This window comes from Pseudomonas sp. zfem002 (assembly GCF_032621685.1).
GTDB classification, from domain to species: Bacteria; Pseudomonadota; Gammaproteobacteria; order Pseudomonadales; family Pseudomonadaceae; genus Aquipseudomonas; species Aquipseudomonas japonica.
The window spans coordinates 91,329-106,334 of the sequence record NZ_JAVYJH010000023.1; the positions used below are offsets into that span (position 1 = coordinate 91,329).

The window sequence follows — 15,006 nt, forward strand, 5'->3', positions numbered from 1 at the left end:
TGCTCTCCTTGAATGAGGACCGCTGGTCGGCGATCGCGATGGGGAGAATCCTAACGGCATTACCAATAGCTGATAAGATCGCAAGATTGCGTTAGTTCGTCCTACCTATGGAACAATCATGCAAGACCTCAATGACCTGTTCTACTTCGCCCGCGTCGTCGAGGCCGGCGGATTCGCCGCCGCCGGACGCCAGTTGGGCATTCCCAAGTCGCGCCTGTCACGGCGCGTCGCCGAGCTGGAAGAACGCCTCGGCACTCGCCTGTTGCAGCGCACCACCCGGCAACTGAAGCTGACGGCCGTGGGTGAGCGCTACCTGCGCCACTGCCAGGCCATGTTGCTGGAGGCGGAGATGGCCGACGAGGCAGTGGCCAGCATGACCAGCGAACCGCGCGGACGCCTGCGCGTCTCCAGCCCGGTGGGGCTGGCCCATGCCTTTCTGCCGCTGGTGATCACGCGCTTTCTGGAGCTTTATCCGCAGGTGCAACTGGAGATGGTCCTGGTCAATCGGCGGGTCGACCTGATCACCGAGGGCATCGACGTCGCCCTGCGCGTGCGCGATCTGGGCGACGAGGACCCGGCCCTGGTCACCCGCCGCCTGAACCCGGCGCAGATGCAACTGGTGGCCTCACCCGACTTCGCTCGCCAGCACCCGCTGCAGCATCCGTCCGAGCTGGCCGGGCTACCGGTGCTGGGCGCGGTGGAAGCGGACCGCCTGGTGCACCTGCGCCTGTCCAATGCCGCGGGCGAACGCGAGGACATCGCCCTGGAGGCGCGCCTGGGCATCGACGATTTCGTCGTGCGCAAGGCCGCCGCCCTCGCCGGCCTGGGCTTCACCGCCCTGCCCCTGCTGCACTGCGGGGAGGAACTGGCCAGTGGCGAACTGGTACGGCTGCTGCCGGAGTGGTCGATGCCCAGCGGTTTTCTGCAAGCGGTCTACCCTCATCGACGCGGCGTACTGCCGGCGGTGCGGGCGTGGATCGATCATCTGGTGGCGTCGTTCGAGGAATGTGGAGAGCGGTATGTCTGAGAAAGGTTTGTCGGAGGACCAGGTCGCGGTGTTCTGCCTGGGCCTGCCGGGCGCGCAGGAAGACTACAAGTGGGGTGGCGTGCGGGTGTTTTCCGTGGCCGGCAACAAGATGTTCGCGGTGATGGACCTGGCCGGGGCGGGCTTGTCGTTCAAGGTCGACAAGGAGCTGTTTCTTGGCTACGTGGACATGCCGGGGGTGCGGCCGGCGCCGTACCTGGCGCGGGCGCACTGGGTCAGCGTGGCGAGGCCGTATGCGCTGGGGCGCGAGGCACTGGAAGAGCTGCTGAAGCGGTCGCATCAGCTGGTGGTGGGGAAACTGCCCAAGCGGGTGCAGGTGGGATTGCTGCTCGACTGAAGGCCTCATCGCGGGCAACGCCCACTCCTACAGGTTTCGCGGTGCACGCGGTCCTTGTGTGTGCGGGCGTTGCCCGCGATGAGGCCCGAAAGAACACGGCAGCATCAGAAGATATGCCGCCATTGCCCCAGGAACAGCCAGTCCAGCCACACCACCTGGTGCACCAGGACGATCAGCCAGAACGGCAGCTGATAGGACAGCTTGCGCGTCTTGTGTCGCCACAGCTGCTGCGCCAGCAGCGCGCCCGGCCAGCCGCCGAGCAGCTCGGCGACATGCAGCAGGCGTTCCGGGATGCGCCGCCCGACCTGCACGGCCTGGCGCTTGTCATGCCGGTAGAGCCCGGCACAGACCAGGCTCATCACCCCGTAGGCCAGCGCCGGCAGCCAGAACTGCGCGGCGAGCCCCACTTGCAGCGCGCCGCCCAGCGGCAGCAGGCAAAGCGCGGCGAACGCCAGCAGCTTGAGGCGCGGATAACGCATCAGCCGTGCGCCACCGACCAGTCGACCACGCCGGACAGCCAGGTAGCGAGGATGATCAGGCCGAAGCCGATGCGGTACCAGGCGAACACCGCGTAGCTGTGGCTGGCGATGAACTTGAGCAGGCCACGCACGGCGATCATGGCGAAGATGAACGACACCACGAAGCCGATGGCGAAGACCATGAAGTCCTCAGGCTGGAACAGGTCGCGGTACTTGTAGCCCGAGTACACCGCGGCACCGACCATGGTCGGCATGGCCAGGAAGAACGAGAACTCGGTGGCCGCCTTGCGCGACAGGCCGAACAGCAGGCCGCCGATGATGGTCGAACCGGAGCGCGAGGTCCCCGGGATCATGGCCAGGCACTGGGCGAGGCCGATCTTCAGGGCATCGCTCCAGCGCATGTCGTCCACTTCCTCGACGCGGATCACGTGTTCGCGGCGCTCGGCCCAGAGCATGACCACGCCGCCCACCACCAGGGCAGCGGCCACGGTGATCGGGTTGAACAGGTATTCATGGATCAGGTCGGCGAAGGCCACGCCCAGCACCACGGCGGGGAAGAAGGCGATCATCAGGTTGACCGTGAAACGCTGTGCCTGGCGCTGGCGTGGCAGCCCCACTACCACATCGAGGATCTTGCGTCGGAATTCCCACACCACCGCCAGGATCGCGCCCAGCTGGATGATGATGTTGAAGGCCATGGCCCGCTCACCGCCGAAGTTGATCAGGTCGGCCACGACGATCTGGTGGCCGGTACTGGAAATCGGCAAAAACTCTGTCAAACCCTCGACGATGCCGAGAATCACTGCCTGCATGGCGGTCCAAAAGTCCATCATTCCCCCGTGAGGCGATGCGCGTGGCATGCCCCGTTGTAGTTTTGATTACGTGATTGCAAAGCCCAGGCAAATTGCGCGCAAACGAGAAAAAAACCGACGCGCCCTTCAGGTTTGGCCCGGGAAGGCCGAAATCCTATCAGACCCGTCAGTAAAAGGCTGCCCGGTCGCGCGCAACGGACTTGCCGAATCAACGACTTAGCCATTGGTCGAGTAGGTTGGTGCGGCGAAGCATGCTTGGATGCTCGTGACAATAACAAGAACTCGAGAAGACCTTCATGAAGACTTTACGCAGTATGTCGATCAGCCGGCGCCTGTGGCTCATCCTGGTGCTGGCGGTAGCGATGCTGGTGACCCTCGGGTTGCTCATGCTCAATCAGATCCACAACGACCTGTACAAGGCCAAGGCGGAGAAAACCCGCCATGTGGTCGAGACCGCCGCTGGCCTGCTGGCCTACTACCAGGGCCTCGAGGCCGCCGGCAGCCTGAGCCGCGAAGCCGCCCAGCAGCAGGCCATCGCCGCGGTGCGCGGTTTGCGCTACGCCAGCAACGATTACTTCTGGATCAACGACCTGGGTCCGAAGATGATCATGCACCCGGTCAACGCCAAGCTCGAAGGCCAGGACCTCTCGGCGATCCGCGATCCCGACGGCTTCGCCCTGTTCAACGAAATGGTCGCGCTGGCCAAGGCCAAGGGCGCCGGCAGCATCGACTACCGCTGGCCCAAGCCCGGCGCCAGCGAGCCGGTGGAAAAGACCTCGTATATCCAGCTGTTCCAGCCCTGGGGCTGGATCATCGGCTCGGGCATCTACATCGACGACATGCAGGCCGAGTTCTACCGCCAGTTGCGCGACGCCTCGCTGATCGGCACGGGCATCGCGGTGATCCTCGCCCTGCTGGTGATCATGATCGCCCGCAGTATCCTCCTGCCGCTGCGCGAAGCCGAGGAGGCCATGGCCACCATCGCCAGCGGCGAGGCCGACCTGACCCGGCGCCTGGACACCCACGGCAACGACGAGATCACCCGCCTCGGCCAGCACTTCAACCGCTTCACCGGGCAACTGCAGGAGGTGGTCGTGCGCCTGCGCGAGGCCGCCCGCGAACTGGACGGTTCCGCCGCCAGCGTCGGCAGCAGCGCCGAGCAGGCACAGCAGCGCAGCGAGCAGCAGTCGCTGCAGATGGAACAGGTGGCCACGGCGATCAACGAAGTGTCCTACGCCGTGCAGGACGTGGCGAAGAACGCCGAACAGGCCTCCAGCGAAATGAGCGAAGCCCAGGGCTGCGCCCGCCAGGGCCAGCAGAGCATCCATGGCAGCCTGCGCAAGATCGGCGAACTGTCGACCACCATCGACGAAGCGGTCCAGGTGATCCAGGCCCTGGCCAGCCAGAGCACACGGATCGGCAGCGTCCTCGAAGTGATCCGCTCGATCGCCGAACAGACCAACCTGCTCGCCCTCAATGCCGCCATCGAGGCAGCCCGGGCCGGGGAACAGGGCCGCGGTTTCGCCGTAGTTGCCGACGAGGTGCGCCTGCTGGCGCAACGTACCCAGCAGTCCACCGCCGAGATCCAGGCGATGATCGAGCACCTGCAGGGCCAGTCGGAAGCCGCGGTCAAGGCCATCGACGCCAGCAGCCAGGCGTCCCGCGAAACCGTCGAACAGGCCAGCGAAGCCGGGGCCAGCCTGGATGCCATCAGCCAGGTCCTGCACAACCTCACCTCGCTGAATGCCTCCATCGCCAGCGCGACGTTGCAGCAGTCCCATGTGGTCGAGGAAATCAACCGCAACGTCACCGACACCGCCGACCTGTCGCGCCAGACCGCTCTCGCCGCCCAGCACTCCAGCGAATCGGGGCGCGCCCTGAATCGCCTGAGCGCGCACCTGGAGCAGGTGCTCAAGCAGTTCCACGCCTGAAAGAAAAACTGCCGATATCCGCAGGGATATCGGCAGTTCAAGGGCCTCAGCCAATCACTTGAAGTTGCACTGCGCCGCCTCGGCCTGGGCGGCGCTGACGCCGTTCGGCCGCTTGGACTCGATGTTCCAGGTGGACTTGTCGCGGTACAGCTTCATCAGGCAGACGGTCTGGCGACGCATCGAGTCGTCCTTGGCGCCCCAGAACTCCGCGCCTTTAGGGTCAGCTGCGAGGGCCTTCTTCTTGATCTCGGCCATCATCTTCTCGGTCTGGTCCGGGCCGATGTTGCGACCACATTCGGTCGGGGTCACTTCGAGCGACATGATGTCCTGGTCGCCGTATTCAGCAAACCTGCGCTTTACCCATTTCACCGAATCGACGTATTGCGTGCATTGCGCGGAGCCATTGGCGCCCCAGCCGCCCACGGTCTGGTCGTCGGTCAGCGGCGTGTTGCACTTGTCCACCAGGGATTGCTCGTGGGTCACGTACTTCCTGATCGGCTCCAGGTTGAACTCTTCCTTGTACTTGACCGGCAGCGGATTGCCGTTGGCGTCCTTCTCCACCAGGACCAGGTGGCAGACGAACTGCCGGCGCAGGGTGTCATCCCTGCTGTTCCATTTGACGACCCCGCCCGGCAAGGCCTTGGCCTTGGCCTGCATCTCGGCGAACGCGGCATCGGTCTGATCCGCGCCGATTTCCCGACCGCACGCCGACGGCCGTACCGAGACCGAATCGACATGACGTTGCAGGTAGGAGTCCCAGCGATTCAGCCAGGTGACCGAGTCGAAGTAGCGCGAGCACTGCTTCGGATCGCTGCCCGTGCCCCACCCACCCGCGGCCAGGTCGGCGGCCGTGGTATCGGGAGCAGGTTCGGGGACAGGCGCCGGGGCCGGTTTCGCCTCGCAGGAGAAGGTCGCGACACCGTCCTTGTCTTTCGGATAGGTGATCTGCACGACCGGCACTTCCTTGCCCGTGTCCTGCAGGTACTCGGCCTGGTTCTTCAGCGCATCCTCCCGACCTTCATCGTCCGTGTGGAAGAACGCCAGGATCGGCGGCTGGTTGTTGGGCGTATTGGTGTAACGCACCTCGGTGTAGGAGTTGAACGCGACGTCCTGGTTCGGCAGGTCCTGGAAAGCCTTGCGGGCATCGAGGAAGTCCTTGAAGGCGGCCGTGCTCTTGCTGGCGTCCATGGTGCGCATGTCATTGGTGCAGGAGTTGCCGCCGATCAGTTCCGTGTCCTTGTACAGGTTCGGTACGGCATATTGATTCGCCCAGTCAGTCCCCTTGATGCCAAGCTCCTGGCAGGACTTCTCGACCCCGGGCGTCTTGCGGTTGTCGCCGCAGCCCTGGTCGTCGCGCTCGTCCGCCCACATGTCCACGGGTGTCGCACAGGCCAGGTAGGCCGCCGGCTCGCCTTCAGGCACAAGATGCGGCGGGGTGACCAGGAAGCCGTTGTTGTAGTTGCGCCAGCCATCCTTGTAGACGATGACGTCCCTGTACTTGATGTCCTTGCGCAGGTAAGTGGCGGCGACCGTCCCTTTCTCCACCGCACTGGGGCTGGCCTTCCAGACCCGATAGTCCCCGGCCTGTCCGCCGGAGTGCTCGGGCCGCTGCGTGCCCCTGGCAATCAGTCCGGAGCAGTCCGAGGCAGGCACGGCCTGGCCCTCCGGTCCCGTGCAGTTGTCCACGGTGTTGTTGTACAACTGCTCGATCACCGGCAACGTTTCCTCGCAGGTCGCTGCACCAGCGAGCGTCGCCTGTGTCACGAACGGCAAGGCCATCAGCAGTGACCATTTATCGATACGTCTGCTCATTGTTTATCTCCCGCAATCGCCGAGATAGTTTCTGGTTCGACGTGACACCGACTGGACAGCCACTACCCGACGTCGCAGCCACAATCTGCGCGTAAACCGTTCGTGACGAAACTGACAAAAATGACAGTTCCGCCTGTCCATCCGACTGGAGGTAGCCTGCGCCGCGCTTTCACCCGGGCAGGCGCAAGCCTGCCAGCAGCGGCGCCGCTGGCAGGCCCTTGCCGTCATTTCCGCGCGGGCGGATTGCACGCGGACGGCAGGCTCAGCGAGGTGTTGTGGTCGACGTACTGGCGTACCGGTTCCAGGTTCCACTCCGGCTTGTCCCTGACCAGGGCCAGGTGGCAGACCAGTTGCCGCCGCATCGAACCGTAGTTCTTCGCGTATTCGGCCCACTGCGGATCCTTGCCATGCTTGTTGAACAGCTCCGCGTACATCTGGTCGGTCTGGTCCGGACCGATCCTGCGCCCGCACTCGGTCGGGACGATCGACAGCGACCAGGTCGGGCCGATGCCAGGCTCGTCACGCTGGATCCACTTGGCACTCTGGATGTACTGCCGGCATTGGCTGGCCGCGGCTTGTGCCGCCTGGGCCGCTGCCGCCGCGACCGCGGCCTGGCCTTGCGCCGCTTGCGCGGCCTGGGCCGCCTGGGCTGCCTGCGCCGCCTGACCGGCCTGGGCTGCCGCCTGCGCTGCCTGGGCCGATTGAGCCGCGGCGGCGGCCGCAGCCTGGGCCGTTTGCGCGGCTTGCGCCGCCTGCGCGGCCTGGGCCGACTGATAAGGCAGGTCGTAGCTGCCGATCGGCGGTTTGCCACCGGCTGCCTGCGCGGCTTGCAAGGCCTGCGCCGCCTGGGCTGCCGCTTGTGCAGCCTGCGCTGCCTGGGTCGCGGCCTGGGCAGTCTGCGCCGCCTGGCTGGCCTGCTGCGCGGGATTGCCCAGCGGCGTCGAGCCGAAGCCCGGGCTGGAGGCCCTGCCAGTGCTGCAGAAGCCCGGCGTCGAGACGCTGGCTGGCGGCCTCATCTGGTTCGGCGAGCAGGAAAATTGCGCCACATCGCCGGGGTACCTGGGCAACACGACGTCGATGATGGGGCGGTACTGCCCGGTCTTGGCCAGGTAGTCCCGCTGGTTGGCCAGGGCTTCGGCCCTGCCGGCGGCATTGACGGAAAAGAACGCCAGGACCGGCATCGCATCCGGCGGATTGGGGTTGGACAGGCGCACTTCGTTGTACATCCCGTGTTCACGGGCCGGAGCCATGCGCCGGGCCTCCAGGAAGGTCTTGAAGGCCGCCGCGCGCCCACCCTTGCCACGGCCCTGGGCCAGATCGAAGGCGCACTGTTTCTGGTAGGGCTCGGCGGTCCAGGCGCCGTTGGCCGGCTGGTTGGCGCTGAACTGGGCATTCCAGGCCGCGCCCGTGGTGATCCCGGCGTCCTGGCAATAGCGCTCCACCTGGGGCGTTTCGGTGTTGTCGCCACAGCCCCGGTCGCCGCGGTACCAGCTCCAGCCATCGCCGACAAAGGCACATTGCAGGTACAAACCGCTCTGGCTCGCACACAGGTGTTCCCTTGGGGTAATGAAGAAGCCGTTGGTGGTTTTCATCGGCGAGTTGTCGAAGCCGATGTCCTTGCGCAGGTAGGACGCGGCGAAAGCCCTCTGCTCTATCGAGCTCGGGCTGGACTTCCAGACATCGAAACTCTCGCCTTTCGCCGGGTCGGCGCGGTTGGTGCCGCGGAAGGTGATGCCCGAGCAGTCCGCGGCCAGTTCGCCATTGGCACAGACATCCACGGTCTTGTTGTACAACTGCTGGACCAGCGCCAGCGTCGCCTCGCAGGTTTCCGCCCGGGCCTGCGACCAGGGCAGCAGCATGGACAGGGTGAGCAGGGTCAGGGTGCTCGAGGTAGTCGTTCGCATGACTGGCGTCTCCGTAACGTATCGAGTTACCGCTCGCGGGCGTAAGGACGACTGCGCTCTGGCCAACGCCGTGAAAGGCAAGCCTGACAGAAAGGAACGAACGAAATAACTGACAGAAATGCCAGGTTCCCGCGATGACGCGAAGCTATCCGGATGAATGCATCGGGACGCGCCGCAGCCCCCCTACCGGGATGCGATCGGGACGTGGCAGAAACGCAGCGGGCAGGTACAATCCGCCACCCCTCGCCCTCTCGCTCAAGGAAAAGCGCCGATGTCCGGCCTCGAATGGCTCGCTGTCCTGCTCAGCGCCCTCTCCGTCTGGCTCACCGTCAAGCAGAAGATCTGGTGCTGGCCGGTCGGCCTGGTCGCCGTGCTCCTGCTCGGCTGGGTATTGCGCGACGCGCACCTGTATTCGCAGATGGCCCTGCAAGGGATCTACGCCGTGCTGCAGGTCTACGGCTGGTGGCAATGGACACGTCCTGACGACACCCGCGAGGCGCGCAAGGTCAGCCTGCTCAATCCGTCCCAGGTCAGCGCGGGCCTGCTGGTCGGCCTGCTGGTCAGTGTCGCCCTCGGCGGCGCCATGAGCACCTGGACCGATGGCGAACAGCCCTGGCTGGATGCGGCGATCACCGGTTTCAGCCTGGTGGCGCAAGGGTGGATGGCGCAGAAGCGCGTGCAGTGCTGGCCGCTGTGGATCGTCATCGACGTGGTCTGCGTTGGTCTGTTTCTCTGGCAGGGCCTGTACCTCACCGCCGGCCTCTATGCCCTCTTCACCCTGCTGGCGATCCAGGGCCTGCGCGAATGGCGGCGCGATCCTGCCTTGAGCAGCCCATGAAGGTCCTGGTGCTGGCAGGTCCCGAGTCCAGTGGCAAGAGCTGGCTCGGCGCGGAAATCCAGGCGCACTTCGGGGGCGAACTGGTGGGCGAATACGTGCGCGACTTCATCGACCAGCAGCAGCGCGACACCTGCTACGCCGATATTCCCTCCATCGCCCGTGGCCAACTGGCCCGCGAAGACGCCGCGCGCCTGCGTCGCCCGGCGCTGCTGATCCTCGACACCCACCTGCTGAGCAACATGCTCTGGAGCCGCACCCTGTTCGGCGCCTGCCCGGACTGGCTGGAACCGGCGCTGCTGGCCCGCCACTACGACCTGCACCTGCTGCTCAGTCCGGAAAACGTGCCCTGGATCGGCGACGGCCAGCGCTGCCAGCCAGAGCTGGCGCAACGCCAGGCCTTCTTCAATGCCAGCCGCGACTGGCTGCAACGGCACCGCCAGCCGATGCGCATCATCGACGGCGACTGGGCCAGCCGCCGGGCCACGGTGCTGACCACGGTACAGCGCCTGCTCGACGGCAAGGCGGCGGACTGCGCCACCGAGTGTTAACCCGCTGATACACCCCGTCCCACGGCAACCCTCGATACAGAGCCTGCGGCACGGCACGCCGCGGGACTGTTACAGCGTTGATACAACGGCGCCAGAAAGCCCATGGGCAGGCCTTTCGCCGCTGTTTCCCACGGTGCCATCACTTCACTGTCTCAACACTTTTACAGTCAGCGCGACGTATTCTCGTCACATTCGCGCAAGCCTCTGATTTTCAATAAAAAACAAAAAGCGGCACAGCTCCTGCTCTTTCTCTCGCAACGCTGAACGGGCCAGCGCTCAGAAGAAGGAACCGCCGCCGTGGGGATTCATAATAAAAACCTGATTCACCTCATGCTTGTCGGATGCACCCTCGGTGCTTCCCTCCTCGCCGCCCAGGCCCAGGCCCAGCCCGAAGGCAATGGCGTGGTGGTCCTGACCCGCGACGTCAAGGTCCGGCCCGCCATCCGCAGCAACCATCCCGACCCCTATCCGCTGACCGTCAACACCAACGCCTCCGCCCGCATCACCGCGCAAACCAGCAATGAGCTGAGCGACGGCGACTTCGCCAGTGTCGCCAGCGGCGCCACGGTGAACCGGGTACTGCTGCCGGATGCCAGCAACGGTGTGCGCGGGGTCAACGCCGTACCGAGCACCCTGCCCGGTATGGGCAACATCGGTGGCGGCGGCACCGGAGGCGGCGCTGGCGCCGGCGCCGGCATCTCCAACCGGGTGGGTTCGGCCATCGGCGCCGGCCTCGCTCCGCTGCAGATCCTCACGGGAAACAAATGAGATGAAAGCCAGCCTGCTGTTCCTCGCCATGTTCTGCAGTGCCACCGCCCTCGCCGCTCCGGTGCAGGACAACGCCAACGTCGACAACAGCGCCCGGCGCTACCAGGGCAACCTGTCGATCAACCAGGCTGCCGGCGACATGCAGCAACAGACCAACAGCCGGGCCATCGCCATTGGCCACGAGGCCAGCGCCACCACCCACATCATCCAGCGCATCGACACCCCGGCCAGCCGCGCCGTGGATGCCAGCGCCAACATCGGCGGCAACGCATTCAGCAACGGCAGCGGTGTACTGGGCATCAACCAGTCCGCCGGGGCCGGGACTCAACAGGCCAACGCGGTGCGCATCAGCATCAGCGCGGTACCGCAAAGCATCGATGACAGCGTCCTGCTCCAGCAGAACGTGGCGCTGTCCAACAGCTCCGATCCAACGGACAACATCCCCGGCAGTCGCCAGGTCAACACCAGTGACCAGGCCTTCACCGGCAGCCGGGGTGTCGTGCAGTTGAATCAGAGCGCCGGGGTGGGCAACCGAATGGCCAACACCCTGAGCGTCCGGGTCGCTGATTGACCCGAAACAGCAACACAACACTTAACCTAAAAAAGATAATGCGGAGAAACACCATGAAACCACAAATGGCACTCAAGCCTCTGGTATTCGCACTCGCAGCGGTCATGGCAGTTGCTGCACAAGCGGGTGGTCGTGACGACAACCGCGGTGGCCATCACGGCGGCGGCCATCACAACGACAACACCAACTACCTCCTGAGCCTGCTGGTCAACGCCGGCGCCGCAGCCACCGTGATCGACGTCCAGACCAACGCCGGCAACTTCGTGAAAAACGAAGCCACCCGCAACGATGCCAAAATGGACAGTTCGGCCAACGGCTCGCAAGGCAACCTGGGCGCCAACACCGCCGCCGGTGACGGCAACCAACAAGACAACGTGGCCGCCATCGCCACCGCCGATGAAAACTTCATCTTCGGTAGCGCCATGGCCGTGTCCAGCGCGACTCAGAACAACATCGCCAACACCGTCAAGAACTACTCCACCAAAAACACCGCTACCCTCAACAACTCGGGCAACGGCAGTGCCGGCAACATCGGCATCAACGTTACCGCCGGCGACTTCAACCAACAGAAAAACAACCTGGCCATCGCCGTATCCGGCGGTCGCGTAGCCGTGGCCTCGGCCGCAGCCAACCAGACCACCACTGGCCTGAAAGTCACCAACGAAGCCGACCGCACCTACGACACCAAAACCCTCCATGCCAGCTTCGCAGCCTACGGCCGCTACGAGGGCAACGGTTGGGGCTACGTGGAAGACGAAAGCAGCAATGGCGGTCATGGTGGTGGTCATCATGACAATGATCGTGGCGGCCGCACCGACAAGGATCCGCTGAAGTTCCACGAAGAAGGCGACTTCGCGCTGTTCGGCGTAGCCTCCTACCAAGTGCTGACCCCAAGCGGCTGGGTCAACCCTGTGACCAACACCGCTTCGCTGACCAACTCGCTGAACGGCGTGTCGGGCAACATCGGTGCCAACGTGTCCGCAGGCAGTGGCAACCAACAAAGCAACTCGCTGTCCATCGCCGCAGGTTGCAAAGCCTGCACCGGCCTGTAACAGCCTTGATCGGGGCCCTTCGGGGCCCCTTTCCTTGAATTCGTAAGGGTGGGGAAGCTCATGCGCGCATTGATGCTGACGCTGGCGGTAGTGCTGGGCATTCAGACCGGCGAAGCCGGTGCCGCGCAGATGGCGATCGCCGCCCTGCCCGGCGGCACAGTGATCTACAAACCGGTACAGAGCCTGCGCGAACGGCGCTTCGCCAACCTGGTACAACAGAAGACCGACTTCAGCTGCGGCGCTGCCGCCCTCGGCACCATCCTCAAGCAGGCCTACTGGCTGGACGTGGACGAAGCCCACATCATCGAGGGCATGCTCGCCCAGTCCGACCAGGACCAGGTCCGCGTCCAGGGTTTCTCCATGCTCGACATGAAACGCTACGTGGAAAGCCTGGGCATGCGTGCCCGCGGCTACCGGATCCCGGCGGAGAGCCTGCAGAGCGTGAGCATCCCGGTGGTGGTCCTGATGGATATCCGCGGCTACAAGCACTTCGTCGTGCTGCAACGCACGGAAAAGGACTGGGTGTACGTCGGCGACCCGGTACTGGGCAACAAACGCTACAAGTTCGACGACTTCGTAAAAGGCTGGAACGGCATCATCTTCGCCGTCATCGGTCCCGGCTACGACAAGGCCAACGCCCTGCTCATGCCGCCGGAGCCACTGACTGCCAAGCACCAGCTCAACGGCTTCAAACCCATCGACGATGCCCAGTTGATGGAGTTCGGTTTCATCCAGAGCGACTTCTTCTAAATCCAAGAACAGGTGAGCAGGAAGCTCCAGGGAGCATGCGATGAAGACTTCAAGCTGGGTAGTTGCCCTCTGCGTGGCTGCCAGCCTTCCAGCCCAGGCACAGTTCAAGCCCATCGAAGTGCACGACCAGGAACTGTCGCAGTTGCGCGGTCGCTACGTGATGCCCGGACGGATCATCAGCTTCGGCGTGGTCATGAGCAGCACCTGGCAGAACGCCAATGGTGACCGCATCGGCGCCACCGCGAGCCTGCAGGTGCAGCAATCCACCTTCAAACCGCAGTTCTACGTCTCCACCACCTCGGAAAACGGCAGCGGCACCTCCACCGCCCAGGGCTACGGCAGCGTGACCGGTGGCGCAGGCCTGGGCAGCGGCCAGGGCGTGACCCAGGTGACCCGAGCCGCCGGCGACTACAACAGCTCCTACAACAACGTGCAGATCAATGTGAAGGAAGCCGGCCAGGCGCCGCAGATGGATGCGCCACAAGGCCAGGCCCTGGCCAGCGGCACCGTCATCAGCGCCAGCAACAACGCCGGGGCCATCAGCATCGCCTCCAGCGCCAACGGCATCCAGATGGGCATCCAGGCCGCCAATGGCCAGGGCGCCAGCCTGCAGCGCCTGGCCGACGGCGGCATATTGCAGTCCACCACCCTCCTTGGCGGCAACAACGCCGTCAACAACCTGACCCAGCTCAATGTCGTGCTGCGCGACAACATGCCAACCGCAGGCGCCCTGAACTGCAATCTGGATCAACTCAAAGGCCTTCGCATTTCCGGATATTGATCTACGCTCTGTTTCAACTTATTGCGCAGTTGGAAGGGACGGCTAACCTATGCACCGCTCGTTGTCATTCAATGCAGTCGTTTGTCTGAGCACTCTAGTACCCTCGTCGCTGCTCTACGCAGCGCAGGACCCACAAGTCGATGCCCTCAAACAGGAGTTGCAGGCCCTCAAGCAACGCTACGAGCAGCAGCAACAGGCCCTGATGGTCCTGGAACAGCGGGTTCGCCAGGTCGAAGAGCAACCCGCGGCACAGCAGCCCAAGCGCCTGGTACGTTCGCCAGCGAGCAAACCCAGCCAGCCCCAGGGCTCGGGACAGACCGTCGCCGCGGCCGGCAGCTCCTACGGCGAGTCGCTCAAGGACGACTCGTCACCCGCCCAGAGCGTTTCCAACCTGTATGACGAGGCCAGCGGCTTCTTCGGCGGCGGCAAGTTCAGTTTCGAGACCGGCCTCACCTACGCCCGCTACGACACCAAGCAATTGCTGCTCAACGGTTTCCTCGCGCTGGACTCGATCTTCCTCGGCAACATCAACCTGGACCGGATCCGCTCCGACACCTGGACCATGGACCTGACCGGGCGCTACAACCTGAACCAGCGCTGGCAGTTCGACATCAACGTTCCCGTGGTCTACCGCGAAACCAAGTTCCAGTCCGGCGGTGCCGGTGGTACCCCGGACGACGCCGGCGGCGCGGGCAACTCGCTATCGGAAGAGAGCGTGACCCGCGATCCGACCATCGGCGACGTCAACGTCGGTATCGCCTACAAGTTCATGGATGAGTCCGAATACGCCCCGGATGCGGTGTTCAGCCTGCGGGTCAAGGCGCCCACCGGCAAGGACCCGTTCGGCATCAAGCTGCGCACCTCGCCGACCAACAGCAGCCTGAGCTACCCGGAAAGCCTGCCCACCGGCAACGGTGTCTGGTCGATCACCCCGGGTATCTCGCTGGTCAAGACCTTCGACCCGGCGGTGCTGTTCGGCAGCCTGTCGTACACCTACAACATGGAAGAATCGTTCAGCGACATCAGTTCCACCCCGAACCAGAAGGTCGGCGGCAAGGTCAAGCTGGGCGACAGCTTCCAGATCGGTGCCGGTATCGCCTTCGCCCTGAACGAGAAGATGAGTATGTCGTTCTCCTTCTCCGACCTGATCCAGCGTCGGTCGAAGATCAAGGAAGATGGCGCCGACTGGACCTCGGTGGTCAACAGCGACGCCAATGCCGCGTACTTCAACGTCGGCATGACCCTCGCGGCGACCGACAACCTGACCATCGTGCCCAACCTTTCCATCGGCCTGACCGACGATGCGCCGGACTTCACCTTCAGCCTGAAATTCCCGTACTACTTCTGATCCAGCACGCAGGGGACCTTGCGAGGTCCC

At 64.5% G+C, this 15,006-nt stretch carries 15 protein-coding genes and 1 pseudogene; 12 read left to right on the plus strand and 4 right to left on the minus strand.

Translation table 11 applies throughout. The annotated features are described in order from the left end of the window. The first annotated feature begins 118 nt into the window (after positions 1–118). Complete coding sequence (locus tag RTI28_RS23325; RefSeq protein ID WP_316922648.1) at positions 119–1,027, plus strand: LysR substrate-binding domain-containing protein; 909 nt, start codon at positions 119–121, stop codon at positions 1,025–1,027. Then, the gene (locus RTI28_RS23330) at positions 1,020–1,382 is read left to right on the plus strand and encodes an MmcQ/YjbR family DNA-binding protein (protein ID WP_316922649.1); all 363 of its coding nucleotides are present in this window, start codon (positions 1,020–1,022) and stop codon (positions 1,380–1,382) included. Before RTI28_RS23325 ends, RTI28_RS23330 begins: the two co-directional genes overlap by 8 nt. A gap of 104 nt (positions 1,383–1,486) precedes the next feature. Here RTI28_RS23330 and RTI28_RS23335 read toward each other — a convergent pair whose 3' ends face one another. Continuing rightward, positions 1,487–1,861: a DUF1294 domain-containing protein gene (locus RTI28_RS23335; RefSeq protein WP_316922650.1), complete on the minus strand. Its 375-nt coding sequence runs from the start codon at positions 1,859–1,861 to the stop codon at positions 1,487–1,489. Further along, the gene (locus RTI28_RS23340) at positions 1,861–2,691 is read right to left on the minus strand and encodes an undecaprenyl-diphosphate phosphatase (protein WP_316922651.1); all 831 of its coding nucleotides are present in this window, start codon (positions 2,689–2,691) and stop codon (positions 1,861–1,863) included. Before RTI28_RS23340 ends, RTI28_RS23335 begins: the two co-directional genes overlap by 1 nt. A gap of 368 nt (positions 2,692–3,059) precedes the next feature. Between RTI28_RS23340 and RTI28_RS30485 the strand changes: the two are divergent. Both RTI28_RS30485 and RTI28_RS30490 read left to right on the plus strand, forming a co-directional pair. Beyond that, a pseudogene (locus RTI28_RS30485) lies at positions 3,060–3,749 on the plus strand (cache domain-containing protein); the annotation flags it as partial. A gap of 120 nt (positions 3,750–3,869) precedes the next feature. Further along, a complete protein-coding gene (locus RTI28_RS30490) occupies positions 3,870–4,604 on the plus strand; it encodes a methyl-accepting chemotaxis protein (protein WP_377697375.1) in 735 nt (244 codons plus the stop codon). Positions 4,605–4,658: 54 nt separating this feature from the next. Here RTI28_RS30490 and RTI28_RS23350 read toward each other — a convergent pair whose 3' ends face one another. Beyond that, positions 4,659–6,416, minus strand: coding sequence for a DUF2599 domain-containing protein (locus RTI28_RS23350; protein ID WP_316922653.1), 1,758 nt, complete (start codon positions 6,414–6,416; stop codon positions 4,659–4,661). Between the two features lie 224 nt (positions 6,417–6,640). Then, positions 6,641–8,320, minus strand: a complete 1,680-nt coding sequence (locus RTI28_RS23355) for a DUF2599 domain-containing protein (RefSeq protein ID WP_316922654.1) — start codon at positions 8,318–8,320, stop codon at positions 6,641–6,643. 271 nt (positions 8,321–8,591) lie between these two features. Between RTI28_RS23355 and pnuC the strand changes: the two genes are divergently transcribed. From pnuC to RTI28_RS23395, 8 genes are all read left to right on the plus strand, one after another. After that, positions 8,592–9,158 carry a nicotinamide riboside transporter PnuC gene (gene pnuC, locus RTI28_RS23360; RefSeq protein ID WP_316922655.1) on the plus strand — a complete coding sequence of 189 codons (567 nt, stop codon included), beginning with the start codon at positions 8,592–8,594 and terminating at the stop codon, positions 9,156–9,158. Continuing rightward, positions 9,155–9,706: an AAA family ATPase gene (locus tag RTI28_RS23365; protein WP_316922656.1), complete on the plus strand. Its 552-nt coding sequence runs from the start codon at positions 9,155–9,157 to the stop codon at positions 9,704–9,706. The genes pnuC and RTI28_RS23365 overlap by 4 nt, the downstream gene beginning before the upstream one ends. A gap of 330 nt (positions 9,707–10,036) precedes the next feature. Then, positions 10,037–10,474 carry a hypothetical protein gene (locus RTI28_RS23370; RefSeq protein ID WP_410479033.1) on the plus strand — a complete coding sequence of 146 codons (438 nt, stop codon included), beginning with the start codon at positions 10,037–10,039 and terminating at the stop codon, positions 10,472–10,474. A gap of 1 nt (position 10,475) precedes the next feature. Further along, on the plus strand, positions 10,476–11,045 hold the full coding sequence (locus tag RTI28_RS23375; protein WP_316922658.1) for an adhesin: 570 nt from the start codon (positions 10,476–10,478) through the stop codon (positions 11,043–11,045). 53 nt (positions 11,046–11,098) lie between these two features. Next, positions 11,099–12,097, plus strand: a complete 999-nt coding sequence (locus RTI28_RS23380; protein WP_316922659.1) for a heme utilization protein — start codon at positions 11,099–11,101, stop codon at positions 12,095–12,097. Between the two features lie 60 nt (positions 12,098–12,157). After that, positions 12,158–12,847 carry a C39 family peptidase gene (locus tag RTI28_RS23385; RefSeq protein WP_316922660.1) on the plus strand — a complete coding sequence of 230 codons (690 nt, stop codon included), beginning with the start codon at positions 12,158–12,160 and terminating at the stop codon, positions 12,845–12,847. 40 nt (positions 12,848–12,887) lie between these two features. Beyond that, on the plus strand, positions 12,888–13,628 hold the full coding sequence (locus RTI28_RS23390) for a hypothetical protein (protein WP_316922661.1): 741 nt from the start codon (positions 12,888–12,890) through the stop codon (positions 13,626–13,628). Positions 13,629–13,677: 49 nt separating this feature from the next. Next, positions 13,678–14,976, plus strand: a complete 1,299-nt coding sequence (locus tag RTI28_RS23395; protein WP_316922662.1) for a hypothetical protein — start codon at positions 13,678–13,680, stop codon at positions 14,974–14,976. The last annotated feature ends 30 nt before the right edge of the window (positions 14,977–15,006 follow it).